Source organism: Rhodococcus yunnanensis NBRC 103083 (assembly GCF_001895005.1).
Taxonomy (GTDB): domain Bacteria; phylum Actinomycetota; class Actinomycetes; order Mycobacteriales; family Mycobacteriaceae; genus Rhodococcoides; species Rhodococcoides yunnanense.
Map to the genome: position 1 here is coordinate 470,628 of NZ_BCXH01000001.1, position 26,575 is coordinate 497,202.

Annotated in this window: 25 protein-coding genes and 1 tRNA gene; 16 read left to right on the forward strand and 10 right to left on the reverse strand. The window is 64.7% G+C overall.

Annotated features, from left to right (window positions below; translation table 11 throughout):
* Positions 1-10: 10 nt before the first annotated feature.
* The 3 genes from RY1_RS02050 to RY1_RS02060 all read right to left on the reverse strand — a co-directional run bounded on the left by RY1_RS02050 (position 11) and on the right by RY1_RS02060 (position 2,290).
* On the reverse strand, positions 11-604 hold the full coding sequence (locus RY1_RS02050) for a DUF3090 domain-containing protein (RefSeq protein WP_072801837.1): 594 nt from the start codon (positions 602-604) through the stop codon (positions 11-13).
* Between the two features lie 77 nt (positions 605-681).
* A complete protein-coding gene (locus tag RY1_RS02055) occupies positions 682-1,407 on the reverse strand; it encodes a histidine phosphatase family protein (RefSeq protein ID WP_072801838.1) in 726 nt (241 codons plus the stop codon).
* 40 nt (positions 1,408-1,447) lie between these two features.
* Complete coding sequence (locus RY1_RS02060; protein ID WP_174565321.1) at positions 1,448-2,290, reverse strand: undecaprenyl-diphosphate phosphatase; 843 nt, start codon at positions 2,288-2,290, stop codon at positions 1,448-1,450.
* A gap of 231 nt (positions 2,291-2,521) precedes the next feature.
* On the opposite strand from RY1_RS02060, the gene RY1_RS02065 reads away from it, so the two are divergent.
* The 4 genes from RY1_RS02065 (at position 2,522) to RY1_RS02080 (ending at position 6,387) form a co-directional block, all read left to right on the forward strand.
* Entirely contained in the window at positions 2,522-3,454 is a 933-nt protein-coding gene (locus tag RY1_RS02065) for an aldo/keto reductase (RefSeq protein WP_072801839.1), read from the forward strand.
* Between the two features lie 76 nt (positions 3,455-3,530).
* Positions 3,531-4,505, forward strand: a complete 975-nt coding sequence (locus tag RY1_RS02070) for a heme/hemin ABC transporter substrate-binding protein (protein WP_072802247.1) — start codon at positions 3,531-3,533, stop codon at positions 4,503-4,505.
* A complete protein-coding gene (locus RY1_RS02075) occupies positions 4,502-5,551 on the forward strand; it encodes a FecCD family ABC transporter permease (RefSeq protein WP_072801840.1) in 1,050 nt (349 codons plus the stop codon). Before RY1_RS02070 ends, RY1_RS02075 begins: the two co-directional genes overlap by 4 nt.
* Positions 5,548-6,387 (forward strand): heme ABC transporter ATP-binding protein, encoded by an 840-nt coding sequence (locus RY1_RS02080; RefSeq protein ID WP_072801841.1) that lies wholly within the window; start codon positions 5,548-5,550, stop codon positions 6,385-6,387. Before RY1_RS02075 ends, RY1_RS02080 begins: the two co-directional genes overlap by 4 nt.
* Here RY1_RS02080 and RY1_RS02085 read toward each other — a convergent pair.
* Positions 6,384-6,776: a hypothetical protein gene (locus RY1_RS02085; RefSeq protein ID WP_072802248.1), complete on the reverse strand. Its 393-nt coding sequence runs from the start codon at positions 6,774-6,776 to the stop codon at positions 6,384-6,386. The two genes, RY1_RS02080 and RY1_RS02085, sit on opposite strands and share 4 nt — an antisense overlap.
* 172 nt (positions 6,777-6,948) lie before the next feature.
* Between RY1_RS02085 and RY1_RS02090 the strand changes: the two genes are divergently transcribed.
* Genes RY1_RS02090 through RY1_RS02100 form a run of 3 tightly spaced genes read left to right on the forward strand, consistent with a single transcriptional unit; the run spans position 6,949 to position 9,378 of the window.
* Positions 6,949-7,980: a YncE family protein gene (locus RY1_RS02090; protein WP_072801842.1), complete on the forward strand. Its 1,032-nt coding sequence runs from the start codon at positions 6,949-6,951 to the stop codon at positions 7,978-7,980.
* A 54-nt stretch (positions 7,981-8,034) separates the two neighbouring features.
* Complete coding sequence (locus tag RY1_RS02095; protein WP_072801843.1) at positions 8,035-8,283, forward strand: DUF5703 family protein; 249 nt, start codon at positions 8,035-8,037, stop codon at positions 8,281-8,283.
* Between the two features lie 27 nt (positions 8,284-8,310).
* Positions 8,311-9,378: a quinone-dependent dihydroorotate dehydrogenase gene (locus tag RY1_RS02100; RefSeq protein WP_072802249.1), complete on the forward strand. Its 1,068-nt coding sequence runs from the start codon at positions 8,311-8,313 to the stop codon at positions 9,376-9,378.
* Positions 9,379-9,425: 47 nt separating this feature from the next.
* On the opposite strand, the gene RY1_RS02105 is transcribed toward RY1_RS02100, so the two are convergent.
* Together RY1_RS02105 and RY1_RS02110 are read right to left on the reverse strand one after the other, a co-directional pair.
* On the reverse strand, positions 9,426-9,953 hold the full coding sequence (locus RY1_RS02105; protein WP_072801844.1) for a YbhB/YbcL family Raf kinase inhibitor-like protein: 528 nt from the start codon (positions 9,951-9,953) through the stop codon (positions 9,426-9,428).
* 31 nt (positions 9,954-9,984) lie between these two features.
* On the reverse strand, positions 9,985-11,349 hold the full coding sequence (locus RY1_RS02110) for a M20/M25/M40 family metallo-hydrolase (protein WP_371829430.1): 1,365 nt from the start codon (positions 11,347-11,349) through the stop codon (positions 9,985-9,987).
* Positions 11,350-11,495: 146 nt separating this feature from the next.
* Here RY1_RS02110 and RY1_RS02115 point away from each other — a divergent pair.
* The 5 genes from RY1_RS02115 (at position 11,496) to RY1_RS02135 (ending at position 16,492) form a co-directional block, all read left to right on the forward strand.
* A tRNA-Leu gene (locus tag RY1_RS02115) sits at positions 11,496-11,584 on the forward strand.
* A 154-nt stretch (positions 11,585-11,738) separates the two neighbouring features.
* On the forward strand, positions 11,739-13,214 hold the full coding sequence (locus RY1_RS02120) for an SDR family oxidoreductase (protein WP_084727132.1): 1,476 nt from the start codon (positions 11,739-11,741) through the stop codon (positions 13,212-13,214).
* Between the two features lie 91 nt (positions 13,215-13,305).
* Positions 13,306-14,802, forward strand: coding sequence for a glutamate-cysteine ligase family protein (locus tag RY1_RS02125; protein WP_072801845.1), 1,497 nt, complete (start codon positions 13,306-13,308; stop codon positions 14,800-14,802).
* Positions 14,803-14,818: 16 nt separating this feature from the next.
* The gene (locus RY1_RS02130) at positions 14,819-15,196 is read left to right on the forward strand and encodes a DUF2784 domain-containing protein (RefSeq protein WP_072801846.1); all 378 of its coding nucleotides are present in this window, start codon (positions 14,819-14,821) and stop codon (positions 15,194-15,196) included.
* 57 nt (positions 15,197-15,253) lie between these two features.
* Entirely contained in the window at positions 15,254-16,492 is a 1,239-nt protein-coding gene (locus tag RY1_RS02135; protein ID WP_072801847.1) for a saccharopine dehydrogenase family protein, read from the forward strand.
* Between the two features lie 27 nt (positions 16,493-16,519).
* Here the strand turns inward: RY1_RS02135 and proP are convergent, their stop codons facing one another.
* Positions 16,520-18,037, reverse strand: coding sequence for a glycine betaine/L-proline transporter ProP (gene proP, locus RY1_RS02140; RefSeq protein WP_245819462.1), 1,518 nt, complete (start codon positions 18,035-18,037; stop codon positions 16,520-16,522).
* A 263-nt stretch (positions 18,038-18,300) separates the two neighbouring features.
* Here proP and RY1_RS02145 point away from each other — a divergent pair, with 263 nt between their 5' ends.
* Entirely contained in the window at positions 18,301-19,326 is a 1,026-nt protein-coding gene (locus RY1_RS02145; protein WP_072801848.1) for a nucleoside hydrolase, read from the forward strand.
* Positions 19,327-19,333: 7 nt separating this feature from the next.
* Here the strand turns inward: RY1_RS02145 and meaB are convergent, their stop codons facing one another.
* From meaB to RY1_RS02160, 3 genes are read right to left on the reverse strand one after another with little or no spacing between them, the layout of a single operon-like run.
* The gene (gene meaB, locus RY1_RS02150) at positions 19,334-20,332 is read right to left on the reverse strand and encodes a methylmalonyl Co-A mutase-associated GTPase MeaB (RefSeq protein ID WP_072801849.1); all 999 of its coding nucleotides are present in this window, start codon (positions 20,330-20,332) and stop codon (positions 19,334-19,336) included.
* Positions 20,333-20,334: 2 nt separating this feature from the next.
* Entirely contained in the window at positions 20,335-22,605 is a 2,271-nt protein-coding gene (scpA, locus tag RY1_RS02155; RefSeq protein ID WP_072801850.1) for a methylmalonyl-CoA mutase, read from the reverse strand.
* 2 nt (positions 22,606-22,607) lie between these two features.
* On the reverse strand, positions 22,608-24,467 hold the full coding sequence (locus RY1_RS02160) for a methylmalonyl-CoA mutase family protein (RefSeq protein WP_072801851.1): 1,860 nt from the start codon (positions 24,465-24,467) through the stop codon (positions 22,608-22,610).
* A 167-nt stretch (positions 24,468-24,634) separates the two neighbouring features.
* On the opposite strand from RY1_RS02160, the gene RY1_RS02165 reads away from it, so the two are divergent.
* Genes RY1_RS02165 through RY1_RS02175 form a run of 3 tightly spaced genes read left to right on the forward strand, consistent with a single transcriptional unit; the run spans position 24,635 to position 26,573 of the window.
* Positions 24,635-25,384 carry a TVP38/TMEM64 family protein gene (locus RY1_RS02165; protein ID WP_174565299.1) on the forward strand — a complete coding sequence of 250 codons (750 nt, stop codon included), beginning with the start codon at positions 24,635-24,637 and terminating at the stop codon, positions 25,382-25,384.
* 59 nt (positions 25,385-25,443) lie between these two features.
* Entirely contained in the window at positions 25,444-26,058 is a 615-nt protein-coding gene (locus RY1_RS02170) for a hypothetical protein (RefSeq protein ID WP_072801852.1), read from the forward strand.
* A complete protein-coding gene (locus tag RY1_RS02175; protein WP_072801853.1) occupies positions 26,055-26,573 on the forward strand; it encodes a hypothetical protein in 519 nt (172 codons plus the stop codon). Before RY1_RS02170 ends, RY1_RS02175 begins: the two co-directional genes overlap by 4 nt.
* Positions 26,574-26,575 lie beyond the last annotated feature (2 nt).

Here is a 26,575-nt window from a genome sequence, read left to right on the forward strand (position 1 = left end):
CTGTCTTCGATCAAAGCTCGTCGCCCAATTCCGACGGCGAACCGAACGACGCGTCCCGTCGATACCCGTTCGAGCGGACACAGGTGTGCCCCTCCTGCGCGAGGGGCTGGCCGCAGAGCGGGCACGGTGCGCGCCCTGCCGCGATGACGCGCTCGGAACGCAGCGCGAATTCGCGGGCTTGGATCGGGGTGAGGAAGACGCGAACGGCATCGGGGCCCTCGTCGGTGTCGTCGAGTACGACCGACTCGTCCACCTCGGTCTCACTGACCGCCAGCAGTTCCACGACGACGGCATTGGCGTCGGCGTCCCACCCGAGCCCCATCGTCCCCACCCGAAATTCGGTGTCGATCGGAGTCAACAGCGGACTCGTATCGCCCAACGATGTCTCCTCGGGCGGCACATCGGCGCCGAATCGACGGTGGACCTCGTCCAACAGCAGACCCATGCGGTCCGCGAGGACCTGCACCTGTTGCTTCTCCAGCGCGACCGACACGACGCGGGCCTCGTGAACGGCCTGGAGGAAGAACGATCGGTCGCCCGGTTCACCCACGGTCCCCGCGACAAATCGATCAGGGGTGCGGAAAACATGTATTGCGCGTGGCATTGCACCTCCTGGGTTTCGCAACGTACAAGGAACCGCAGTTTCGGATCCTTCACCTTCATTATCCGCTATCGGCTCGCCTACGTTCCGGAACCTCCGCCCGGAACCGCGTCGGAGTCCGAGCCTGCCTGAGATTCCGGTCCGGTCTCGGCACCTGCTGTCGCAGCCGCCGGGGTCGCCGGTACCAGCCCGGAAAGATCGAGCCCTGTGTCGTTGGTACGGAGCACGAACGGCCTGGTCGAGGTATACCGCACAACGCTCACAGATGCCGGATCGGCCACGATCCGTTGGAACGAATCGAGATGACACCCCAGTGCGTCGGCGAGAATCGATTTGATGACGTCGCCGTGGGTGCACGCCACCCAGAGAACGTCACGACCGTATTCCTCGGCCAGACGTGCGTCGTGCTCACGAATCGCGGCCACTGCCCTCGCCTGGACCTGCGCGAGCCCTTCGCCGCCGGGAAACACCGCGGCGGATGGGTGCTGCTGTACTACCTTCCACAGCGGCTCACCGAGAAGCTCCTTGATTGGCCGCCCGGTCCACGATCCGTAGTCGACCTCGAGCAACCTGTCCTCCACGACCGGGGTCAGCCCACGACGTGACGCCAGCGGCTCGACGGTCTGCTCGCACCGCTGCAACGGCGACCGGACGATCTCCTCGATCGGCAGCGATCCCAGACGTTCGGCGACGAGCGCTGCCTGTTCCGTTCCTCGGTCGTCGAGACTCACTCCGACCGAACGACCCGCAAGCGTGCCCGCCGTGTTGGAAGTCGACCGGCCGTGTCGAAGCAAGATCACCGTCATGCCGCAAGCCTAGTAGTGGGTTCCGACGAGTGGACGACGGTCACGTCGCCGAGACGACGCCGGCCGACAGCAATGCCATCACTCCGACACCCAGCACGATGCGGTAGCCGACGAACCAGTAGAGCGAGTGGTTCTCCACGAACTTCAGCAGCCAGGCGATCGACGCGTAGCCGAGACCGAACGCCACCACCGTGGCGACCAGCAGCTGAGCACCCGACGCGTTCAGACCTTCTCCCACGGGTTCGAAGGCGTCCGGTAGCGAGAAGAGACCCGAGGCGGTCACGGCCGGAATGGCGAGCAGGAACGAGAACCGCACGGCGGCCTCACGTTCGAGGCCCGTGAACAGTCCAGCGCTCGTCGTGGCACCCGATCTCGAGACTCCGGGGATCAACGCAAGGCACTGTGCGGCGCCCATGACGAGGCCATCCCTCGTGGTGATCTGCTCGAGTGGACGACGCTTGGTGCCGACGTACTCGGCGACCGCGATGACGATCGCGAACACGATGAGCATCGTGGCGATCAGCCACAGATTGCGGGCTCCTGTGCGTATCTGGTCCTTGAACAGAAATCCCAGCACGCCTATCGGGATGGTGGCGATGATCACGTACCAGCCGAGGCGGTAGTCGAGGTCGCGCTTGGCGGAATCGCGAATACCGGCGAACCATGCGCGGACGATGCGAACGATGTCGCGCCAGAAGAACAGCAGAACTGCGGCTTCGGTTCCGAGCTGCGTCACCGCCGTGAAGGATGCACCCGCATCGTCGCCGAAGAAGACGCTCGACACGATGCGCAGATGTCCGGAGGACGAAATCGGCAGGAACTCGGTGACGCCTTGAACTGCACCGAGAACGATTGCCTGGAGCCAGGTCATCGACTCGCCGATCACCGAGCGAACTCCGTCGCCGCGGCAGCGGACCGTAGGGTCTGATCACGAGTGCGGTTCGAGCCGCCGACCTTCATCACGGGCACGACCGTACCCGCCGCGCCGCGCCGCGGCCGACCGACACTCGCACCGCCGCCGCGCGCGCATTACTCTGCTCACCTGGCGCCGATGATGCTCTCGAACCTCGGGCGGCACTGCTCGGACTACTGATGTTAGGAAACCTCGAACGATATGAAGCAGAGATCTGTCGGCTCAAGCGGCCTTCGTGTGTCGAGACTCGGGCTCGGCACACTCGGTTGGGGCAGCGGTACCGACGGAGACGACGCGGCAGGCCAGATCGCGGCGTTCGCCGAAGCGGGCGGAACGCTCGTCGACACGTCGCCCGCGTACGGCGATGGTCGAGCCCAACGAGTACTCGCGGAGGTACTCGACGACGTCGTTCCACGGCGTGAACTCATCGTCAGCGGCGCGGCCGGTGTCACCTCACGCGGCGGAAGCTTCTCCATAGATTGTTCACGTCGAGCATTGCTCTCCCAGCTCGACGAGACCCTCCGCGACCTCGGCACGGACTATCTCGATCTCTGGCAGGTCGCCGCGTGGGATTCGGCCACCCCGGTCGACGAGATCGCCGCCACGCTCGACTACGCCGTGTCGAGCGGCAAGGTTCGATACGTCGGCGCCCGTGGATATCTCGGCTGGCAACTTGCCACGGCAGCAGGGGCTGCAGGTGCAGGACGGGTCGTCGCCACCCAGGCCGAGTACTCGTTGCTCGCACGCGGAATCGAAGACGAGTTGATCCCCGCGGCAACGCACCACGGAGTGGGAGTTCTGGCGGCTGTTCCGCTTGCCGGCGGGGTGCTCACCGGCAAGTACCGCAAAGGCACGCCCGCGGACTCGCGCGGCGCGGACGATCTGCACGCCGACTCCATTGCGAACTACCTGACCGACGCTGCCGAGAACGTCGTCGACGCTGCGGTGACCGCGGCGAGCGGATTGAAGACGTCCCCGCTCGCCGTGGCGCTCGCATGGGCCCGCGACCGCCCCGGTGTCAGCTCGGCAATCGTCGGAGCGCGTGATCTGGCACAGCTGACCGGAGTGCTGGTCGCCGAGGATCTGGAGCTCCCCGCCGCGATCACCTCGGCGTTGGACGACGTCAGCAGCTGACCCTGCACAGGCTAACCTTGTCTGCGTGAACGCGAAAAGGATCGCTCTCGGATCGCTCGCGGCGGCGCTGTCGGTGATGCTCGTCGGGTGCGGCGCCCCGGACTCGGACACTGCGACCGGTGGCGACTCCGAGTCCATCGGCCCACGGACAGCAGTGATCGAGAACCCGGATCCCGAACCCATCGCGGCAGCGCCCGTATCCGCGCTTCCGGTGACTGCCAAGAGCTTCGACGGTGTCGACGTCACCGTGACCGACACCAGCCGCATCGTGGCCGCCGATCAGTACGGAACGCTCGCGACGACGGTGTACGCACTCGGCCTCGGCGACCGTCTGGTCGGACGTGACACCTCGGCCGAATTTCCCGCTGTCGCCGAGGTGGCAGACGTCACACCCGGCGGGCATTCGCTGAGCGCGGAAGGCATTCTCGCCCTGAATCCGACGGTGGTGCTCACCGACACCAGCATCGGCCCGCGCGCGGTGCAGGATCAACTTCGTGCCGCAGGCATTCCGGTCGTCTACTTCGATCCGAGCCGGACCTTCGACGGGGTGGGCGAGCAGATCGATGCGGTCGCGCAGGCCCTCGGGGTTCCCGACGAGGGAACCCGTCTCGCGGAGCGTACGTCCGCGGAGATCGAGCAGGCCAAGGCCCTGGTGCCACGCGAGGCCGAACCGTTGAAGATCGCGTTCCTGTACATGCGAGGACCTGCGATCAAGATGCTGGCGGGACCGGGATCCGGTGCCGATGCACTGGTGGCCGCCCTCGGCGCGGAGGACGCGGGAACGACGTCGGGGCTTACCCAACAGTTCGTCCCGATCACGAGCGAGGCGCTCATCGCCGCTGCACCCGACGTCATCCTGATGATGACGGGGGGCCTCGACTCGATCGGCGGTCTCGATGGTCTCGAGCAGGTTCCGGGGATCGCACAGACACCCGCGGGGCAAACACAACGGGTGGTCGACATGGCCGACGGGGTGATTCTCAGCTTTGGTCCGAACACCGGGAAAGTGCTGGACGCGTTGGCGAAAGCCGTCTACACACCGGCTTCATGACGGCGGGCGACTCCCGCACCCGTGTGTCGGCTGTGTTCGGTGTTCTCGTGCTGCTGGTGGTCGTGCTCGCGATGATCTCGGCCTGCACCGGCCAGGTGCCGACGACGCCACTCGAAGTACTGGGCAGCATCGCCCATCGACTCGGGCTGAACTTCGGCCACATGCCCGCGCACCCCAGTGGAGATGTGACGCTGTGGCAGGTCAGATTCCCCAGAATCGCTCTGGGTGCAGTGGTGGGAGCCAGCCTGGGATGCGCGGGAGCACTGCTGCAGGGAGTCTTCGCCAATCCTCTCGCCGAACCGGGCGTCATCGGGGTGTCGTCGGGTGCAGCAGTCGGTGCGTCGTCGGTGTTCGTTCTCGGCGGCGCATTCGCCGGAGTCTGGTCGGTGGCGACGGCGGCATTTCTCGGCGGGCTCATCACCACCGTTCTGGTGTATCTGCTAGCCCGCGGTGGTGGCCGCACGGAGGTCGTGACGTTGATCCTGACGGGCGTGGCGATCAATGCCTTCGCCGGTGGTCTCATCGCGTTCTTCACCTTCGTCGCGTCCCCCGCTGCCCGAGATCAGATCGTGTTCTGGCAGCTGGGCTCTCTCGCTGGAGCGACATGGCAGGCCGTGTACGTCGTGACTCCGTTGGCGGTGGTGGGGATCACCGCATCGATCGCCATTGCACGCCGATTGGATCTCCTCGCTCTCGGCGAGAACGTTGCCCGTCATCTCGGCGTCGATGTCGAGAGGCTCCGGCAGTTCGCGATCGTCATTGTGGCGGTTCTCGTCGCGTCCGGGGTCGCATTCACCGGCATCGTGCTGTTCGTCGGCCTCATCGTCCCGCATCTGATGCGCATGCTGGTCGGTCCAGCACACCGGGTGTTGATCCCTGCCAGCGCTCTCGGCGGCGCGGTCGTGCTACTGGGCTCGGACCTCATCGCGCGAAACCTGGTGCCGAACGTGGACATGCCGCTGGGAATGATCACCTCGCTCGTCGGCGCGCCGTTCTTCTTCTGGATGCTGCGTCGAACGAGAGCCAGGCAAGGCGGGTGGGCATGAGGCTGTTCGGCCGTACCGAGGACCATGTTCCCCCGGCAACCGCAGGTGAGATCACACTTCGTGCGTCCGGCGTCGACGCTGTGAGATCTTCCCGCACTGTGCTGAGCGGAGTGACCCTGGACGTCGTGGCGGGTGAGGTTCTGGCGGTGGTCGGTCCGAACGGAGCAGGCAAGTCCACCGCGCTCGGCGTTCTCGCCGGCGAGGTCGAGCCGACGGCAGGAATCGTGGAACTGCACGGGCGTCCGCTGGCGACGTGGTCCGACGCGTCGATCGCCCGTCGCCGCGCGGTGTTGCCGCAGCAGCACACCGTCGGTTTCTCGTTCACCGTCGAACAGGTTGTCCGTATGGGCAGGTCGCCGTGGCATCGGACACCTCGCGAGGACGACGACGATTCGATGATCGACACCGCCATGGCGGAGTGCGATGTCCTCCGGTTCGCCCAGCGCCCGTTCTCCAGCTTGTCGGGCGGCGAACGCGCCCGCGTGTCTCTCGCGCGAGTGCTCGCACAGGGCACTGCGTCCCTGCTGCTCGACGAGCCGACCGCCGCCCTCGACCTCGGTCACCAGGAAACGGTGATGGAGGTGGCGCGCACCCGTGCTCGCCGCGGGAGCGCCGTCGCCGTCGTGTTGCACGATCTCGGGCTGGCGGCGGCCTACGCCGATCGGGTCACGGTTCTGAACGGCGGAAGGGTGGTGGCGACCGGCGAACCGCGTTCGGTGTTCGACGCGACTCTGCTCTCCGATGTGTACGGCCATCCCATCGAAGTGTTCGACCATCCGGTCACCGGCGAACTTCTCGTTCTCCCGGTTCGCGATGCCCGGGCGCCCAGGACCTAGATGTGTTCGATCAACGAGCCGACGCGTCCCAGAAACGAGCGGACAGGCGAGCTGTCACGCTGGGAACTGTCCAGCTCGACGGCGTTGAGGACCGCATCCCGGACGACGGCCACGACGCTGCGTTCGTCTGTGAGATCGATCTCGGTCACCGACTGCTCGGCAACAGCGGTGACATCCGACTTGTCCGGAACCGGATCGAGCAGATCCGCGCGGTATATCTCGACGTAGAGGGTGCTCTTGTGAACCCTGAACGCGAAGGCGCGTCGATCGTCTGTTCTACCGAAGCCGTTCGCATGGGATCCGGTGGTGACCTGCTCGACGTCGAAACACTGCGACGCGCTGGATCGGGGTGAAGCGCCTGTATGGGACGAGCACTCTTCGGTTGCCAACTCGACTCCTCGTTGTTTCCCCGCGAACACGGTACCGCTACCTGCTCCCGAAACCACTGGGGTGGTCCGCCGGGACCCGTTCCAGGGGCATCAGGCAGTGTGGTCTCGAGAAAGTCGGTTTCGATCGACGCCCCGCGCCAGCACACGAACGCCCTCAGGAGCAGACGAATCGATGAGAGAAGCACGAACGCCGTGGAGGATGGTCGGAGTCGTTGCCGCGACTACGGCAATTCTGATGGCCGCCGGATGCTCGGACGACAGTTCGGATGACACCGACACGGTCAGCGTCGAGCCACTGACAGGTATCGACTCCCCCGTCGCTGCGACGGCCCCCGCCGGAACGATCACCGATTCCCCCTCCGGCATGCATTCCACCACATTCGATGCCGATACGCGCTCCGTCGTCGCTCTCGCGGACGACTACTCGTCACTTCTGGTGTTCCCGGTCGACGCGACGTCGGACTCCGTGGTGCCCCGTGTGATCGAGCTGCCCGGTGCGGCGACGAGCATCGCCGACGGCCGAGACGGAACCGTCCTGTTGCCCACGGACAAGGCGCTGCTCGAGGTCGATCTCCGCACATCCGGTGTCGACTCCATCGCGGTGGACGCACGTCTGCTCAGTGCCGTCGAGCTTCCGGACGGGCAACTGGCTGCCGGCGACGATCGCGGAACCGTGCACGTCCTGGGCAGTGACGGTAGTGAATCTCACACGATCAGCGGTCTGACGTCGGTGGACTCGCTGGCGTCGACGCAGTACGGGCTGACGGCGCTGGACCGCCATCAGACCTCGCTCACCGAGGTGAAGGTCGACGACGACTCTCTCGGCCTCGCGCTACGCGCAGGTGAAGGCGCAGCCGAGCTGGACACCGATCGATTCGGCAGGGTCCTCGTCACCGATGCCGCAGGCGAAGAACTACTGGTGTACTCGTCCGAGAGCCTGCTCCTGCGACAGCGCTTTCCGGTCGGTGCGCAGCCGTGGGCCGTCGCATACGATGACAACTCCGATGTCGTCTGGATCAGCCTGCCCGCGACCAACGAGGTCGTCGGGTACACGTTGGACACGGGAATTCCTGTCGAGGTGAGCAGGTTTCCGACGGTACGACAACCGGACTCGATAGCGGTCGACAGCGATACCGGCGATCTGTACATCGGGTCGGCCACTGGAGACGGACTTCAGCGGATCTCGGTTCCTGGAGGGCAATAGAGCAGGCGAGGATTTCGCTTCGCTCGCCGGCAACGGAGAAAGGCGATTCCCACGGTGCCGAACAACAACAACGGTCGTACACGCATCCCGTCCGATTGGGATCTGACCTCGGAGGACTGGGAGTACATCCCGCTTCGACTCCCTCCTGACGTGACCCGAGTGACGGCGTCCATGCGCCTGGCAATTCAGGCGGAGTTCGGTGGATGGGAACTCTCTCGCGTACGCCTGTACACCGACGGAAGCCGGCGAGTTCTCCTCAAGCGCAAGAAGACGGCACATCACGTCCCGCAACCGGGAATCTAGATGGAAAGAAGAACTGTGGGTCATTCGTTGTACCGCGTACTGCTTCGGTTGATGTTCCTCATCCCGCCGGAGAGGATTCATCACCTCGCGTTCGGCGCGATGCGACTGGTGACATCCATTCCGCCCCTCCGGGCAATACTGGCTCGAATCCTCGTCGTCGACGACCCGGCGCTGAAGAGCACGGTGTTCGGCGTCGAATTCCCGGCGCCCCTCGGACTCGCCGCGGGTTTCGACAAGAACGCCGACGGCGTCGACGCCTGGGGTCCACTCGGATTCGGTTTCGCGGAGATCGGCACCGTCACCGCTCGGGCCCAACCCGGCAATCCTGCACCACGCCTGTTCCGGTTTCCCGACGACCGGGCGCTCGTCAATCGCATGGGTTTCAACAATCACGGCGCCGGCGCTGCCGCGGGCGTACTGCGCAACCGACGCGGAGGCGTCCCGATCGGTGCGAACATCGGCAAGACCAAGGTCACACCTGCAGCTGATGCGGCCGCCGACTACACCGCGAGCGCAACACTTCTCGGACCGTTGGCCGACTTTCTGGTCGTGAACGTCAGCTCACCGAACACACCAGGTCTTCGTGACCTCCAAGCTGTGGAGTCGCTCCGACCGATCCTGGTGGCCGTGCAGAACGCGGTGACCGTTCCGGTGCTCGTGAAGATCGCGCCCGACCTGTCCGACGACGATGTGGACGCGGTCGCCGATCTCGCCGTGGAACTCGGCCTGGACGGCATCGTGGCGACGAACACGACGATCGCACGATCAGGACTGTCCACCGACTCCACCGTCGTGGTCTCCGCAGGCGCGGGCGGGCTGTCGGGGGCGCCACTGGCGGACAGGTCCCTCGAGGTGCTGCGCCGGTTGCACGGCCGCGTCGGCGGGCAGATCGCACTGATCTCGGTGGGTGGTATCGAAACAGCGGACCAAGCGTGGGAAAGAATCGTCGCAGGTGCGTCGCTCGTTCAGGGATACACCGGATTCATCTACGGTGGCCCGTTCTGGATGCGCACGATCAACCGGGGAATTGCCGCCCGGCTGCGCGCATCGGGTTTTACCTCGATCAGCGACGCCGTCGGTTCCGAAACCCGATAGCGGTGAAGGTCGACAGGCGCGATGTGCCTCTCGACCTTCACCGTCGATCACGCCTCGTACACGGCAGTCAGCTTGGCACGGCCGATCGCATGCGAGAACAAGTTGAATCCGAGGTAGGCAGGTGTCGCCGTCTCGTCGACCTCCAGCCTCTCCACGTCCACGGCGTGTACCGCGAAGATGTAGCGGTGCGGGCCGTGGCCTGCGGGCGGTGCAGCACCGATGTAGCGGAACAGTCCGGCGTCGTTCTTCAGGGTGACGGCCGTACTCGGCACGCCGGTCCCCCCGTCGTCGCCTGCGCCCGACACCAGCGACGTCGTCGTCGCCGGGATGTTCGCCACCGCCCAGTGCCAGAACCCCGAGGCCGTCGGCGCATCGGGGTCGTAGACCGTGACGACGAAGCTCTTGGTGCCTTCGGGGAATCCGGACCACGACAGCTGCGGCGAGTTGTCGTGGCCACCCGCCCCCATGATTCCGCTGACCTGCTGGGTGTCGAGTGTCGCACCGTCCCTGACGTCCTCGGACGTCAGATCGAAGGACGGCAGTTCGGGTAGTGCGTCGTACGGGTCGTGCGTCATCGAGAAAGTCCTTTCGAGGAAACAGTCGCTATCAGCTGTGGAGCAGAAAGTGTTCCAACACCTGTGTACCGAACTCGAGCGAACTCACGGGAACCCGCTCGTCCACGCCGTGGAACAGTGCGGCGAAGTCGAGCTCCGGCGGCAGCTTCAGCGGCGCGAAACCGAAGCATCGAATTCCCAGCCGCGCGAATGCTTTTGCATCGGTACCGCCGGACAGCATGTACGGCACCGTGCGTCCGTTCTCGTCGTGCGCGAGGACGGCGTCGTTCATCGCATCCACGAGGTGCCCGTCGAACGTCGTTTCGTAGGAATCGAGCTTGGTGACCCATTCGCGTTCGACGTTCGGTCCGATCAGTTCGTCGACCTCACGCTCGAACTCGGCCTGGCGGCCAGGCACGACGCGGCAGTCGACCATCGCTTCCGCTGTCTGCGGGATGACGTTGGCCTTGTAACCGGCCTTGAGCATCGTCGGGTTCGCGGTGTCCCGCAACGTCGCGCCGACTATTCGCGCAATGCTCCCGAGCTTCTGCAGTGTGCCGTCGAGATCTGGGGACTTCGGATCGAAATCCAACCCGGTCTCCTCGGCGACAGCGGACAGGAATTCGGCGACGGAATCCGAGATCACCAGTGGGAACGTGTGATTGCCCAGCTTCGCAACCGCCTCTGCCAGGTAGGTGACTGCGTTCTCGTCGTGAAGGAAGGATCCGTGCCCGGCGCGGGCCTTCGCCGTCAGCTTCATCCAGCCGAGCCCCTTCTCCGCGGTCTCGACCATGTACAAGCGCTTCTCGGTGCCGTCCGGACGCGCGACGGTCAGCGAGAATCCGCCGACTTCACCGACTGCTTCGGTGACGCCCTCGAACAGGTCGGGCCGATTGTCGACGAGCCACTGCGAGCCCCACTTGCCACCGTTCTCCTCGTCGGCGAGGAACGCGAACATGATGTTGCGCGGCGGGACGGTCCCGTTCGACTTGAACTGCCTGGCCAGGGCGAGCGCCATGCCCACCATGTCCTTCATGTCGACCGCGCCGCGGCCCCACACGTACCCGTCCTCGACTGCGCCGGAGAAAGGATGGACGCTCCAGTCGGCAGGTTCTGCCGGTACGACGTCGAGGTGACCGTGGATCAGCAGGGTTCCGCGGGCGGGATCGGATCCGGGAAGGGTGGCGAACACGTTTCCGCGGCCCGGGGCACCCGATTCGACGTAGACGGTCTCGTACCCGACCTCCTGAAGCTTCTGCGCCACCCACTCGGCGCACTCCTTCTCCCCTTTGGTCGTCTCTAGTTCGCCGGTATTGGACGTATCGAATCGAATCAAGGCGCTGACCAGGTCGACGACCTCGTTCAGCGCCGTCGTACGGACAGGTGCAGTTGCGGAGTTCTCAGCTGAAGACACCACACTTTCCTACCACCCAGTCCGGGCTCGCGGCTGAACTGACGTGCGGATTTGGGCGATCGGGAACCTATCGGATATCTTTATCCAGCACGCAGCGAGCAGGCGTGCGAACAACAGAACAGATGTACGTGCATGCCCGTGCACAACTGGTCCGAGTGGCGGAATGGCAGACGCGCTAGCTTGAGGTGCTAGTGTCCTATTAACGGACGTGGGGGTTCAAGTCCCCCCTCGGACACCAGAGATCGATCATAGATCGAGTAGTTCTGAGTTGAGACAGACGACGTAGACCCCGATTCCTCTGGAATCGGGGTCTACGTCGTTGTAGGGCCCTGAGCGGCTCTGTAGGGCGTGCCGAGTCTCGTCGAGAAGAGGCTCGGTCCGGAAGGAGACGAATGATGAACGACGACGACGTCGAGACGACCGGTATCGATTCGGCCGATCTCGAGACGTGCCTTCGAGTGTTGAAACTGGCCGGAACCCTGGATAAAAATCATCCTGATTCCATTGTCGTTCAACGCGCCTCGGGACAGCTTTTCAAGGACCTGAAGCGATCGAGGCGCATCGCCGCCCGCAACTCCAAATCCGAAGCCGATCGTGCTGTCGTCGCTGCGACTGCAACGGGCTCGCCGGATCGAATCGACGACGAAACAGCCGGACTGTCGTTGACCGCACGCACGACCGGGGAATTCGCGGGCACGCTCATCCGACCGAGGCCCTGTTACATCTGCAAGCAGCGGTACACCTCGGTGGACGCGTTCTACCACCAGCTCTGCCCCGACTGCGCGGCGATGAACCGAAGCAAGCGGGATGCGACCACCGATCTGACCGGTCGCCGTGCACTGTTGACCGGAGGGCGCGCGAAGATCGGCATGTACATCGCGCTGCGGTTGCTTCGCGACGGCGCGCACACCACCATCACCACGCGGTTCCCCAACGACGCGATCCGCCGCTTCAGCGCGATGGAGGACAGCGATCGGTGGCTGCACCGGCTACGCATCGTCGGCATCGATCTCAGAGATCCGGCACAGGTAGTGGCACTTGCCGACTCCGTCGCCGCCGAAGGTCCACTCGATATCCTGATCAACAACGCCGCGCAAACGGTCAAGCGCTCCGCCGGTTCCTACAGCGCTCTGATCGACGCCGAAACCGAAGCACTTCCGGCCGGAACTCGACCCGACGTGATCACGTTCGGCAAGACGAGCGACGCGCATCCGGCGTCCCTGGCCAGTTCGCTGCCCGGCACCGCCGTCGGTGCGGTTCCCGGCACCGAAGCCTTGACCGCCGAAGCCGTCAGTTCCCTTGCGCTCGTTGCCGGTTCGGCTACCGCCGAGAGAATCGAGCAGGGAATCGCGATCGACGCGGGCGGGTTGGTACCCGACCTGGCTGGATCGAACAGCTGGATTCACACGGTCGAACAGGTGGATCCGGTGGAACTGCTCGAGGTGCAGCTCTGCAACTCGGTCGCCCCGTTCATCCTCGTCAGCCGGTTGCGAGGCGCCATGGAGGCGTCGTCGGCACGTCGGAAATACATCGTGAACGTCTCGGCGATGGAAGGTCAGTTCAGCCGGGCGTACAAGGGCCCTGGTCACCCCCACACCAACATGGCGAAAGCAGCATTGAACATGTTGACTCGAACCAGCGCGAAGGAAATGCTCGACAACGGGATCCTCATGAGCGCGGTCGACACCGGGTGGATCACCGACGAGCGTCCTCATCCGACGAAGATGCGCCTGGCAGACGAGGGCTTTCACGCGCCGCTGGATCTGGTCGACGGTGCTGCGCGCGTCTACGACCCGATCGTGCAGGGCGAGCTCGGAGTCGACCTGTACGGCCAGTTCCTCAAGGACTATCAGCCCTCTCCCTGGTGACTGACACCCCCGCCCACGTTTGTCCTGCGATACTCACGGATATACGAGTGAGTTCGAGCAACACACGGGGCGAGGACACAGGGCGGTCACGATGGGCGAGGACGTCGAGCAGAGAAAATTCACCCGCCAGGATCGTCACCGATTCCGGCAGAAGGTCCAGGATTGTCTGGACGCGCTCGGCACGATGCTCGCCGACAACACCTTCGACGTGGGCGAGCCCAAGATCGGCATGGAAGTCGAACTCAATCTCGTCGACGACGACATGGCGCCGGCGATGGCGAATGCAACCGTCCTCGACGCCATCGCCGATCCTGACTATCAGACCGAGCTCGGCCAGTTCAACATCGAGATCAACGTCGAACCCCGACCACTGCACGGCGACAGCATCTCGGTACTGGAAGCCGATCTACGTCGGTCGCTGAACTCGGCGAACGAGCGAGCACGCAGGGCCGGCAGCAGGCTTGTGATGATCGGGATGCTTCCGACGTTGACCGAGAAGCACTTCGAGCATCGGTGGCTGTCTGCGAACCCCCGTTACGACCTGCTCAATCAACAGATTTTCGCCGCGCGCGGTGAGGACATCGAGCTTCAGATCTCGGGGGTCCGGCTCCCCGGTGCCGCCGCACCCGAGGATCTGTCGACCATCACCGATACCATCCTCCCCGAGGCGGCATGTACATCGGTTCAGCTGCACCTGCAGGTCGCACCGGACGAGTTCGCGGCATATTGGAACGGTGCGCAGGCTCTCGCGGGAGTCCAGGTGGCGCTCGCGGCGAACTCACCGTTCCTGGCCGGCCGCGCGTTGTGGCACGAAACCCGAATACCGCTGTTCGAACAGGCGACGGACACGAGGCCGCAGGAGCTCAAGAACCAAGGTGTGCGACCGCGGGTCTGGTTCGGGGAGCGTTGGATCACGTCGATCTTCGATTTGTTCGAGGAGAATTCGCGCTACTTCCCCGCGCTCCTGCCGGTCTGCAGCGACGAGGACCCGAAAGAGGTTCTGGCACAGGGTGGAACCCCCGATCTGTCGGAGCTCCGTATGCACAACGGAACGGTGTACCGCTGGAACAGGCCGATCTACGATCGGACGGGCGGCGGTCACCACATACGGTTGGAGAACCGAGTGCTTCCAGCAGGCCCCTCGGTCGTCGACACCCTCGCCGATGCCGCGTTCTACTACGGGACGCTGCGCACCCTCGCCGAGGCGGATCGGCCGCTGTGGACCCAGATGTCGTACGACGCCGCCGTCGAGAATCTTCACTCGGCGGCACGCAGCGGCTTCGATGCACGTCTGTACTGGCCCGAGGTCGGATGGGTGAGCCCACAGGAACTCGTCCTGCGTCGTCTGTTGCCGATGGCCGACGCGGGTCTAGCTGCATACGGGGTCGACAGCAGCGTTCGTGATCGCTACCTCGGCGTGATCGAGGGCCGATGCCTGCGCAAGGTATCCGGCTCGGTCTGGCAGCGCAACGCGGTGGTGGACCGAGAACGCGCCGGGGACTCACGTGATGCAGCGCTGGCCGGCATGTTGGGCGACTACGTCACGTTGATGGACGAGGGCAGTCCGGTGCACACCTGGGCAGTCTGAGGGATACGATCGAGCCATGCTCTTTCGAGCTCTCGCCGATCTGACCGTGGTGGTGCACCTGGCATTCATCGCGTATGTCGTGGCGGGTGGATTTCTCGCGTGGCGGTTCCCGCGAACCATCTGGTTGCACTTGTGCGCGGCTGCGTGGGGCTTCGCCTCGATCGTCGTCGGAATCGACTGTCCACTGACCGCACTGGAGAACTGGGCACGCACACAGGCGGGCGACTCCGCGCTTCCGTCGACGGGATTCATCGCGCACTACCTGACCGGTGTCGTCTACCCCGAGAGCGCCGTTGGCCTGGTTCGCCTGCTTGCAGCCGGCGCCGTCATCGTCTCGTGGACCGGATACGTGTATCTGCGCGCGCACTCGCGGTCGCCCCTTCGCCTGTCCTAGCCCTACGCGCAGCCGAGCTCGTCGACTCCGACAGACATCCGCGTTACTGTCCAGTACATGACTTCGCAACGCGAATACGACATCGTCGTCTACGGTGCTACCGGCTTCGTCGGCAGCATCACCGCAGACTATTTGGCCAGGAACGCTCCGGAGAACACACGAATCGCGCTCGCCGGGCGCTCGCGTACCAAGCTCGAGTCGACACGTCGCCAGTTGCCGGCAGCTGCCAGCGAGTGGCCGCTGCTCGAGGCGGATGCATCCGATGTGGACGCGCTCCGCACGCTCGCCGAGAGCACCCGTGTCGTCATCACGACGGTGGGTCCGTACGCCAAGTACGGACTTCCCCTCGCCACGGCATGCGCCGAAGCCGGCACGGACTACGTCGATCTCACGGGCGAGGTGCTGTTCGCCCGCGAGAGCATCGACGCCAATCACGAGATCGCGCAGCGGACCGGAGCCAGAATCGTCCATTCCTGTGGTTTCGACTCCATCCCCTCGGATCTCGGCGTTCACGTTCTCCATGCAGCAGTCGCAGCCGACGATGCAGGCGAGCTCACCGACACTACGCTCGTCGTCACCTCGCTCAAGGGTGGCACGAGCGGTGGAACGATCGACTCGCTGCGCACACAGATCGAGACGGTCAAGAACGACAGCCGAGCTCGTCGACTGGCGGCGCGCCCCTACTCGTTGAGCCCGGACCGCAGTCTCGAACCCGACCTGGGACGGCAGTCGGACGTGGCACTGGTCAACGGCAAGGACATCGCGCCGGGAGTCGACGGCTGGAAAGCGCCGTTCTTCATGGCCTCGTACAACACTCGTGTGGTGCGACGAAGCAATTCTCTGCGGGATTGGGCCTACGGCAAGCAGTTTCGCTATCGCGAGGTGATGTCGGTCGGTCATTCCTTCGCGTCGCCCGTGATCGCCGGAGCAGTGTCGGCAGCTCTGGGCGCAGCGATCGTCGTCATGACGGTGGCCCCGAAGAAGCTTCTCGACCGTATTCTCCCCAAGCCGGGCGCGGGTCCGAGCGCGCAGGCGCAGGAGGCCGGTCGCTTCACCATGGACATCTACACGACCACGACCACCGGGGCACACTATCGGTCCCGCGTGAAGGCCCAGGGAGATCCTGGATACAAGGCGACCTCGGTCATGCTCGGCGAGTCAGCGCTTGCGCTGGTGCACAATCGAAGCGATCTGCCCGACGCCGCAGGCGTACTGACCCCCGCCACCGCGCTGGGCGACGCTCTGGTCACGCGCCTGACCGATGCAGGCTTCGAGATCTGGGCCAAGAAGGTGTGACGACGCCGCTACCGGCGAACCGGCCGATCAGGACGCCGGCGCCGGAAGCGCGGACACCTCGTCGTAGAGCGTCTTGGCCTCTGTCGGCGAGTCGACCTGAGGAGGGGATCCTTCGAGTGGTTGCGTGGCCGATTCTTTCAGGAAACCGACTGCCACCAGACCGATCACGCCGCTGAGCATCAGATAGAACGCCGGGATCATCGTGCTACCCGTCGTCGAGACCAGTGCCGAGGTCACGAGGGGCGTCGTGCCGCCGAACAGTGACACCGAGAGGTTGAATCCGATGGACAGCGCCGCATAACGCACTCTCGTGGGGAACAGTGCGGGCAACGTCGAGGCGCTCGGCGCCGCGAAGCAGGCAAGGATGACTCCCAGAATCAGGCACCCGATCAGCGGTCCGACGAACCCGGTTTGCTGGATCAGCACGAAACACGGTATCGCGAGCACGATCTGCGCCACGGCACCGAAGACGAAGACCGGTTTTCGGCCGATCCAGTCGGTGAGGCGTCCGACGCCGACGATGATCGACACGACGACGACCATCGCGGAGAGCACCAGAAGATCGGCGCTCAGCTGGGTGCGGCCGACCACCTCGGTGAAGTACGTCGGAAGGTAGCTCGTGACCATGTAGTTGGACACGTTGTAGAGCAGCACGATTCCCATGCAGATCAGCAACGCGCGCCAATGCTGTGTGAAGATCTTGCCGATCTCCTTGCCGCCGCTCTCCTGCTTTTTCACCTTGTTCTCGTGGTCGTCGAGCTGCTTACGGAAAGCGGGGGTGTCCTCGAGCTTGAGACGCAGATACAGGCCGATGATGCCCATCGGCCCTGCGATGAAGAACGGTATGCGCCAACCCCATTCGACCATCGTCGCATCACCGAGGACGGCGTTGAGGATCGTGACGAGTCCCGAGCCCATGGCGTAGCCGACGAAAGTGCCGAAGTCGAGCCAACTTCCGAGGAATCCGCGGCGTTTGTCCGGTGAGTATTCGGCAATGAACGTCGTTGCGCCGCCGTATTCACCGCCGGTGGAGAACCCTTGAACGAGTCGCGCGACCAGCAGCAGAATCGGAGCCCAGATACCGATGGTCGCGTAGCTCGGAATGAGTCCGACGGCCAACGTACCGATCGACATCATGATCATCGTGGCGGCCAGGACCTTCTGCCGACCGATCCGATCACCGAGGGGCCCGAAGAACAGACCACCGAGTGGACGCACCAGAAATGCGGCGGCGAATGTCGCGAAGGTGCTGATCAGCTGAACGCCGGGTGATGCGTCGGGAAAGAACACCTTGCCCAGCGTCGCGGCGAGGTAACCGTAGACACCGAAGTCGAACCACTCCATGGTGTTGCCGAGAGCTGCTGCCGACACCGCACGCTTGAGCATCGGCTGGTCGACGACCGTGATGGAATCCTCGGTGAGTGTCGGCTTCCGATGCATCCGCCGGGCGAACGCTCCGCGCCGAAGATGTTGGACATGGCCGTGTCCCCACCGGGTGTCGTCCGGTGGCATCTGGGATGAATCCGAGTCCTTTGCAACCGTCATTTACCAAACGTTAGCCAAAATAAATACCACGTATCAAACTGCATCCGCGTCGAAACCTCGATATCGTGTGCGTTCACGCAGGTCACCGGTCGGTATTTCGAACTCGGTTCGCGCTGTTGGTAATTCGCACTTTTCGGGCATTTCGGACGCATGGGTTGCGGCGGCGCCCGCCCACGCCGACCGGACACCCCGACCGGGCAGTGCCGTGCACCGACGGGCACGATGGGTCGGTGCGAACTCACAGCCATTCGTTGCCGCCAGCCATGCGCGTGCCTCTCATCGTCGACGTCGACACCGGCATCGACGACTCGCTCGCACTCCTCTATCTGTTGTCCAGCCCCGAGGCCGAGATTCTGTCGATCGCATCGACCGCAGGCAACGTCCCGGTGAATCAGGTCGCTGCCAACAACCTCGCCTGGCTGGACCTCTGCGGCGCCGGTGACATCGAGGTCACACTCGGCGCACAGGCACCACTCGTCGCCCCGTTGATGACGACCGAGGACACACACGGCCCGCAAGGCATCGGGTATGCGGAGCTTCCGGTGTCGAGAAGGCCACTGTCCGCGCGTGATGCGGCGACCGCGTGGGTGGAGATCGTTCGCGGACGCCCGGGCGAGGTCACCGGCCTCGTGACGGGCCCACTGACGAACCTCGCCAACGCGATACGGATCGACCCAGAGTTACCGCGACTGCTGAAACGTCTGGTCCTGATGGGCGGCGCATTCGAGCACCCGGGCAATACGACGCCGACGAGCGAATGGAACATCGCCGTCGACCCGGAAGCCGCATCGGAGGTCTTCGCAGCGTTCTCCGTCGTACCGCAGGATCGATTGCCGATCGTGTGTCCACTCGACATCACCGAAACCATCGAGATGTACCCCGACCACATCGCTCGACTCGCCGAGCGTGCGGGCAGCATTCCACGCGAGCTCATTGCCGAGAGGGATTCGTCCGCTACTCGGTCGACGGCGTCGAATCCCCTCGTGCGACATTTCTCGGACGCTGTCCGCTTCTACATGGAATTCCACCGCGATCACGATCAGGGATTCCTGGCGCACATGCACGATCCGTTCGCGGCGGCGGTGGCACTGAACCCCGACATCGCGACGTACCGTCTCGCGACGGTCGACGTCGAGTTGAACGGAACACTCACTCGCGGAACCACTGTCGCCGACCGCCGCGGAATGTGGGGTCGGCCGCACAACGCCGCTATCGCGACCACGACCGATCCCGCCGCATTCTTCGACGACCTGATCGAGCGCGTCGGCGCACTGGCAGCGCGGCTGTAGGCCTGCGTCAGGCGTCGAAAGCGTCGAGAAGCTCCTGTGCAGCAAGAGCTGCAGTCAGTGAACCGTCTCGCACGCGAGCTTCGACGCCCGCCCGGATGGCCTTCACTTCGGGATTCTGGGCAAGCCTTCGCAGCAGCTGATCGTTGACCATCGTCCACGTCCAGTCGACCTGCTGTGTTCGACGCTTCTCCGCGAACTCACCAGCGTCGGACAGTACCTGCTGATGTCTGAGGACGGTGCTCCAGAATTCGTCGAGGCCGACCTTCTCGAGTGCACTCATCGTCAGCACTGGCGGCTGCCAGATCGCATCGTGCGGGTAGATCATGCGAAGAGCGCCTGCGAGCTCACGCGCTGCGCTCTTCGCCTCGATGGCGTGTTTGCCATCTGCCTTGTTGACCGCGACGAGGTCGGCGAGTTCCAACACGCCCTTCTTGATGCCCTGCAGCTGGTCGCCCGTACGCGCCAACGTCAGAAACGCGAAACAATCCACCATGTTCGCCACAGTCACCTCGGACTGCCCCACGCCCACCGTTTCGACGAGAATGACGTCGAAGCCCGCCGCCTCGAGCAGCACGATGGTCTCGCGTGTCGCCCGCGCCACTCCCCCGAGGGTTCCTGATGTCGGCGACGGCCTGATGTAGGCGTCCTTCTGCACGGCCAGGTTCGCCATCCGTGTCTTGTCACCGAGGATGGAACCACCGGTTCGCGTCGACGACGGGTCGACGGCCAACACCGCCACGCGATGGCCCTTCTCGATCAGGTGCATCCCGAGTGCATCGATGAACGTCGATTTCCCGACACCCGGAACGCCGGTGATCCCGACACGGTGGGATCCGCCCGCCTTCGGGAGCAACCGAAGAAGCAGCTGCTGCGCGAGGTCACGGTGATCGGTACGCGTCGACTCAACGAGTGTGATCGCGCGTGCCAGTCCCGATCGCTCGTTGGCCAGTACGGACTTCGCGACGGCGTCGATATCGATCGCGGCGATCCTGTTGGGAGAACTCATGCTCAGGCGGAGGCCTCACGTGGGGTGTGACCGAGCTGAACCGACAGCTTCTCGACCAACCCGATGGCGGCATCCGCGATGACGGTTCCCGGAGGGAAGATCGCCGCCGCGCCCGCCTGATAGAGCTCCTCGAAATCACCGGGCGGAATGACACCACCGACGACGATCATGATGTCCGGGCGATCCACCGCAGCGAGAGCCTCGCGGAGCGCCGGGACCAAGGTCAGGTGGCCCGCGGCCAACGAGGACACACCGACGACGTGCACGTCGTTGTCGGCCGCCTGCCGGGCGACCTCCTCGGGTGTCTGGAACAGCGGGCCGACGTCGACGTCGAATCCGATGTCCGCGAATGCGGTGGCGATCACCTTCTGTCCGCGGTCGTGACCATCCTGGCCCATCTTGCAGACCAACACGCGAGGCCTGCGACCCTCGTCCTCGGCGAACTGCTCGACCAGCTCGGTGGCCCTGGTCAGGTTCTTCGATTTGCCTGCTTCGTCGCGGTACACACCACTGATTGTCCGGATTTCTGCCTGATGGCGCCCGTAGACCTTCTCGAGTGCGTCCGAGATCTCCCCCACGGTAGCCATCTTGCGTGCTGCATCGATCGCCAGATTCAGCAGATTGTTCTCCATGCCCGATTCGGTCGACGCCGCCGCGCGGGTCAGGTTCGCCAGCGCCGCCTCGACTTCGTCGGTGTTGCGCTCGGCCCGCAGGCGCTCGAGCTTCTCGATCTGTTCGCGGCGCACCTTGGAGTTCTCGACCTTGAGGACCTCGATGGTGTCCGGCTCGTCGGGTACGTACTTGTTGACGCCGACCAATGGCTGACGCCCCGAGTCGATACGCGCCTGCGTCCGCGCCGCGGCCTCCTCGATGCGGAGCTTCGGGATTCCTTCACCGATGGCCTGGGCCATACCGCCCGCTGCTTCGACCTCGGCGATGTGCGCGCGCGCACGATTCGCGAGTTGATGGGTGAGCCACTCGACGTAGTGCGAGCCGCCCCAGGGATCGATCGGACGGACGGTGTTGGACTCCTGCTGAATCAGCAACTGCGTGTTACGAGCTATGCGCGCCGAGAAATCGGTCGGCAGTGCAAGCGCTTCGTCGAGCGCATTCGTGTGCAGCGACTGCGTATGTCCCTGTGTCGCAGCCATCGCCTCCACACAGGTGCGCGCGACGTTGTTGAAGACGTCCTGCGCGGTCAACGACCATCCGGACGTCTGCGAATGTGTACGCAGCGACCGGGATTTCGCACTCTTCGGCTCGAACTTCTGCACGAGTTCCGACCACAGCAGTCGACCGGCGCGCAGCTTGGCGACCTCCATGAAGAAGTTCATCCCGATCGCCCAGAAGAACGACAGACGCGGAGCGAACGTGTCGATGTCCATGCCCGCATCGAGCCCGGCCCGGATGTACTCGACACCGTCGGCGAGTGTGTACGCCAACTCGAGATCGGCCGTCGCTCCGGCTTCCTGAATGTGATAGCCGGAGATCGAGATCGAGTTGTATTTCGGCATCTTGGCGCTGGTGTACGCGAAGATGTCGGAGATGATGCGCATCGACGGCTTCGGCGGATAGATGTAGGTGTTGCGGACCATGAACTCTTTGAGGATGTCGTTCTGGATGGTGCCTGCCAACTTCTCCGGCCCCACACCCTGCTCCTGCGCAGCCGCGACGTACAGCGCGAGGATGGGCAGCACCGCCCCGTTCATCGTCATCGACACCGACACGCTGCCCAGGTCGATACCGTCGAACAGCTGGCGCATGTCGTAGATGGAATCGATTGCCACACCGGCCATTCCGACGTCGCCCTGCACACGCGGATGATCGGAGTCGTACCCGCGGTGCGTCGCCAGATCGAACGCCACCGACAGGCCCTTCTGGCCGGCGGCGAGGTTTCGACGGTAGAACGCATTCGACTCCGCTGCCGTCGAGAACCCGGCGTACTGACGAATCGTCCAGGGCTGGTTGACGTACATGGTCGGGTACGGACCACGAACGAACGGCGGGGTACCGGGGAAGCTGTCGAGCGGATATCCCTCGGCCTCGGCGGCATCACGGTCTGCCTTGGTGTACACCGGCTTGACGTCGATGCCCTCCGGTGTGGACCACACGACCTGCTCGGTGGTGTAGTTGTTCGCCTTCGCGCCCGCCTCGATGTGCGCTGCCACCTCCTCGGCGGTCGGAGCGGTCGCAGTGGTGTCCTGCGGATCCTTCAGCGGCACATCGGCAAAACTGCCGATGACGTGGGATGTCCGCGAGTCCTGCGTGGTCATGTCTACGCTCCCAACGTGTCGAGAAGGTCAGTGAGTACGGCGACGGCGTCGACCTTGGCGGTGAGGAAGTCGTCCGGCCGCTCGGGTCCGTCGATGCCGGCGAAGACCTTCTCCGGGCCGGCCAGAAGAACTTGCTCGATCCCGGCGTCCCGCAGTGCGACGACGATCGCGCCTGCGTCCTCGGCGTACTTCTTGTCGGTGCCGCACACCACTGCGATACGAGCGCCGGACGAGGAGACAGCGTCTGCGATGGCCGATGCCGTCAGTGGACCGGGATTCTCGGTGTGGATGCCGCCGGAGGCCAGGAGGTTGGCCGCGAAGGTGGTCCTGACGTTGTGCTCGGCCACCGAACCCAATGGCGCGAGCAGCGCGAGCGGCCTCGAATCGTTCGCGGCCAGATACGCATCGGACCTGTCTCTCAACGTCTCGAACGCCGCACCGTACCGTGCGACACCGGACGTCGTTGCACTCGGAGCCAGTGGCGCTTCGGCGAGGTTCGGGAATTCGTTGACGCCGGTGATCGGGGTGCGGCGGTGGGCGATGTCGGCGTCGCGGGTGGCCTTCGTCTCCGCGATCGCCTGTGCAAGAGTTCCGGATTCGAGTGCCGCCAGGTAGCCGCCGTCCGCCTCGATCGCCTGCGTGAAATTCCACGCCGCCGACGCGATGTCGTCGGTGAGCTGTTCGATGTACCACGAGCCTGCGCCGGGGTCGAGGACACGACCCAGATGGGACTCCTCCAGCAGCAACAACTGAGTGTTGCGAGCGATGCGCGCTGCGAACGTCTTCGACACGCCTGCGGCACCGCCGTCGATTGCAGCGTCGAACGGAAGAACGGTCACGGCATCTGCCCCACCGACACCGGCGCCGAATGCAGCCAACGTCGTCCGAAGCATGTTCACCCATGGATCGCGCTGCGCCATCATCGCTTCCGATGTCACGGCGTGCTGTGGCGCTCCACCCGAATCGGGCGCGCCGACTACCTGTGCCACCCGAGCCCAGAGCACACGCGCCGCGCGGAACTTCGCGATCGTCTGAAATTGATCGTCCGTCGCAGCGAACCGGAACTCGACCTGCCCGAGAGCGTCACCGACCGGTATTCCCGACGCGGTCGCCGCTCGCAGATATTCGAGTCCTGCCGCGACGGCAGCTCCGAGTTCCTGTGCGTCGCTTGCTCCCACGTTGTGGAACACCGTGCCGTCGATGGTGATGGCACGTACGGTTTCCGGCCGTGCCACCGACCGGCGGGCCAGTTCCACGGCGTCGTCGAGCCCGACGGACTCGGCACCGGCGAAGCGTGCCGTCAGCGGGGCCGCCCCCAATCGGACGTCGATCGATGAGGCATCCTCGACCGTGACGCCATCGAGAATGCCGAATACGACGTCAGCGGCCGCCGACGTCTGCGCACCTGCCTCCACAACGACGGGTGCGAGATCCCACAGGACTCCATCGAGCGCGTTCGGCAGCGCCTCGACGGCAAGGCCCGTGTCCCCGACTTTCAGCCACAGCGCACTGACACCGTTGTTCAGCCCGTCCAGGATCGATCTGTTGACGATTGTCGCGTCCGATTGCCCGAATCCGTAGCGCGCACTGACCTTCCACCCGGCATTGACGTCGCGTGCTGCATCTCGACCGCGTACGAACGGAAACTGTCCTGGAAGCGGATTCTCGTCACCCTCGCCCCACGCTCCGTACAGCGGCGACACCGTCACCCCGTCGTACGTCGTCGTATCGAGTAGATGTTCCGGTTCGGGTGGAAGATCTGCGACGTCGACACGACGCGATTTGGCAAGCACTCCTGCGACGGCCTGCTGCCAGGCCGCATACGCGCTACGCGACGCGTCCTCCTGTGAAGCGATGGGCACGATGACTGCTCCTCGACTCGATCGACGAGAGCCGATCGACGATTGACGACTTCTGTGATGTGAACACGACTGCTTCGACAATATCGTGAGGATCACCTCACGTTTGCACGGGAGGCCGTTTCGCGCGGTGGATCACCACCCCGCTGACGCCGGTAAGCTCGGCGTTCGTGGCGAGCCGTCTGCGAGATCCCCGGTTGATCGGTCTCGTCGTCGTTCTCGTCGCTCTCGGAATCGCGGCTGTACTGGCGCCGCATCCGTCGATTGCGCAGGTCCGCCAGTGGTCTCAGTCCATCGGACCGTTGTTTCCGCTCGCCTTCTTCGGCGTGCACGCGGTAGTGACCATCGCCCCCGTGCCCCGCACGCTGTTCACCCTGTCCGCGGGTGTGCTGTTCGGTCCCGCACTCGGAATCGCAGTCTCGGTCGGCGCGTCCACGGTCAGCGCCGTGCTCGCCCTGTTGTTGGTACGCGCACTGGGACGTGACTGGTGCGCTGCACGTATGACTCACCCGGCTGTGCGTGCGATCGACGACAGTCTGATCCGGCGCGGGTGGTTGGCGGTGGGGTCGTTGCGCCTGATCGCTCCTGTCCCGTTCTCGGTCGTGAACTACTGCTGCGGCGTGTCCTCGATTCGCATTCTTCCGTTCGCACTCGCAACGGTGGTGGGGGTTGTGCCCGGAACCGTCGGCATCGTCGTGCTGGGTGATGCGCTCGGAGGCCACACCGATCCGGTTCTGCTGATCGTGTCGGGCGTGTGCATTGCTGTCGGCGTGATCGGCCTCGTTGTCGACTGGAGGTTGTCGCGGGCTCGTCGCGCGGCGACCCCCGCTCGCGTGCCACCCGCCCAAGTGACACCTGCCGACGAGACACCGACCGAAAAGACACCGACCGAAGAGACACCGGAAAGCCTGGATGCTTGATTCGCGATAGTCAAGCCCCTTACATTGACTTGAAGAAATCAAGCCAGTACCCTTGTCGAATGTTCGTACTCACGGTGGATCAGCGTCGAAGCCGAAGAGACGTCGACCGCGTCGAAGAACTGCTCGCGGATATGCACCAGGTCCCACTGCTTCGGCAGTTCGAACGGACTGCAGGAGACGAGGTCCAGGCCGTGGCATCGGACGCGCACACCGTCGTCGACGTCGCCCTGGCACTGGCGCGCCGGGGAACGTGGAGCATCGGGATCGGCGTCGGGACGGTGGAGCAACCATTGCCGGAGAGCACGAGGGCGGGCCGTGGTCCCGCATTCGAAGCCGCACGTGACGCCGTCACCCGCGCGAAGAATGCCACGGCGGCGACGGCGGTGACTGCAGCAGATCCGGTTCTCGGTGCTCGCAGCCGGGACGCCGAGACCGCGCTGACGCTCGTGGCGCTACTGATCACCGACCGTACCGATCAGGGCCATGCCGCAGTCGAGCTCATGTCAGAAGGCCACACCCAGAAGAGCGCAGCCGCTTTACTCGGAATCAGCAAGCAAGCGATGTCCCAACGCCTGTCGGTGGCACGGTGGAGCATCGAGGCCAACGGACGAACACTCGCCGAACATCTCCTCGAAGAACTCGATGCCACCGCACCACATCAGGGGGACACATGACCGTCGTGACGTTGGTCCTACTAGGCGCGGTGTCCGTGGCCGCACTGGTGCCGGCCCGAGCACCACTGCCCGCATGGGCTCCGGCCACTGCCACCGCGGTGCTCCTCGCGGCGGCGGCGGCCGCGGGCGCACACACCGACCGAGCAACGGGGTTCGCCCTCGCCGCTACCTATGTGCTCGCCGTCCTCGCGGCGGTCACCGGCGGCTCACCGATGGTGACCGCAGTCTTTCGACTCGCGCGCCGCACCGACAGCCCGACCCCCGATCCTGCACACGAGCCCCTGCACGGAGGTCGAACGATCGGCGTGCTCGAACGCATCGCCGTCGCCACCTCGATACTGTCGGGTTGGCCGGAGGGAATCGCAATAGTGCTCGCGGTCAAAGGGCTCGCCCGCTATCCGGAACTGCGTGGCTCACAGGCGTCGGCTGCCTCCGAACAATTCATCATCGGCACGTTCACCAGCGTCATGTGGGCCGTCGCGGTCTGCGGGGTGGGGCAGGCGTTGGTTACCTGAGA

What these genes read in the sequence shown, in the direction of transcription:
- RY1_RS02130 (WP_072801846.1), top strand. Translation starts at nt 14,819, where the DNA reads ATGCTCTTTCGAGCTCTCGCCGATCTGACCGTGGTGGTGCACCTGGCA.
- RY1_RS02065 (WP_072801839.1), top strand. Translation starts at nt 2,522, where the DNA reads ATGAAGCAGAGATCTGTCGGCTCAAGCGGCCTTCGTGTGTCGAGACTC.
- proP (WP_245819462.1), bottom strand. Translation starts at nt 18,037, where the DNA reads ATGACGGTTGCAAAGGACTCGGATTCATCCCAGATGCCACCGGACGAC.
- RY1_RS02105 (WP_072801844.1), bottom strand. Translation starts at nt 9,953, where the DNA reads ATGACGCACGACCCGTACGACGCACTACCCGAACTGCCGTCCTTCGAT.
- scpA (WP_072801850.1), bottom strand. Translation starts at nt 22,605, where the DNA reads ATGACCACGCAGGACTCGCGGACATCCCACGTCATCGGCAGTTTTGCC.
- RY1_RS02070 (WP_072802247.1), top strand. Translation starts at nt 3,531, where the DNA reads ATGCTCGTCGGGTGCGGCGCCCCGGACTCGGACACTGCGACCGGTGGC.
- RY1_RS02055 (WP_072801838.1), bottom strand. Translation starts at nt 1,407, where the DNA reads ATGACGGTGATCTTGCTTCGACACGGCCGGTCGACTTCCAACACGGCG.
- RY1_RS02050 (WP_072801837.1), bottom strand. Translation starts at nt 604, where the DNA reads ATGCCACGCGCAATACATGTTTTCCGCACCCCTGATCGATTTGTCGCG.
- RY1_RS02080 (WP_072801841.1), top strand. Translation starts at nt 5,548, where the DNA reads ATGAGGCTGTTCGGCCGTACCGAGGACCATGTTCCCCCGGCAACCGCA.
- RY1_RS02125 (WP_072801845.1), top strand. Translation starts at nt 13,306, where the DNA reads ATGGGCGAGGACGTCGAGCAGAGAAAATTCACCCGCCAGGATCGTCAC.
- RY1_RS02145 (WP_072801848.1), top strand. Translation starts at nt 18,301, where the DNA reads ATGCGCGTGCCTCTCATCGTCGACGTCGACACCGGCATCGACGACTCG.
- RY1_RS02090 (WP_072801842.1), top strand. Translation starts at nt 6,949, where the DNA reads ATGAGAGAAGCACGAACGCCGTGGAGGATGGTCGGAGTCGTTGCCGCG.
- meaB (WP_072801849.1), bottom strand. Translation starts at nt 20,332, where the DNA reads ATGAGTTCTCCCAACAGGATCGCCGCGATCGATATCGACGCCGTCGCG.
- RY1_RS02175 (WP_072801853.1), top strand. Translation starts at nt 26,055, where the DNA reads ATGACCGTCGTGACGTTGGTCCTACTAGGCGCGGTGTCCGTGGCCGCA.
- RY1_RS02075 (WP_072801840.1), top strand. Translation starts at nt 4,502, where the DNA reads ATGACGGCGGGCGACTCCCGCACCCGTGTGTCGGCTGTGTTCGGTGTT.
- RY1_RS02135 (WP_072801847.1), top strand. Translation starts at nt 15,254, where the DNA reads ATGACTTCGCAACGCGAATACGACATCGTCGTCTACGGTGCTACCGGC.
- RY1_RS02120 (WP_084727132.1), top strand. Translation starts at nt 11,739, where the DNA reads ATGATGAACGACGACGACGTCGAGACGACCGGTATCGATTCGGCCGAT.
- RY1_RS02170 (WP_072801852.1), top strand. Translation starts at nt 25,444, where the DNA reads ATGTTCGTACTCACGGTGGATCAGCGTCGAAGCCGAAGAGACGTCGAC.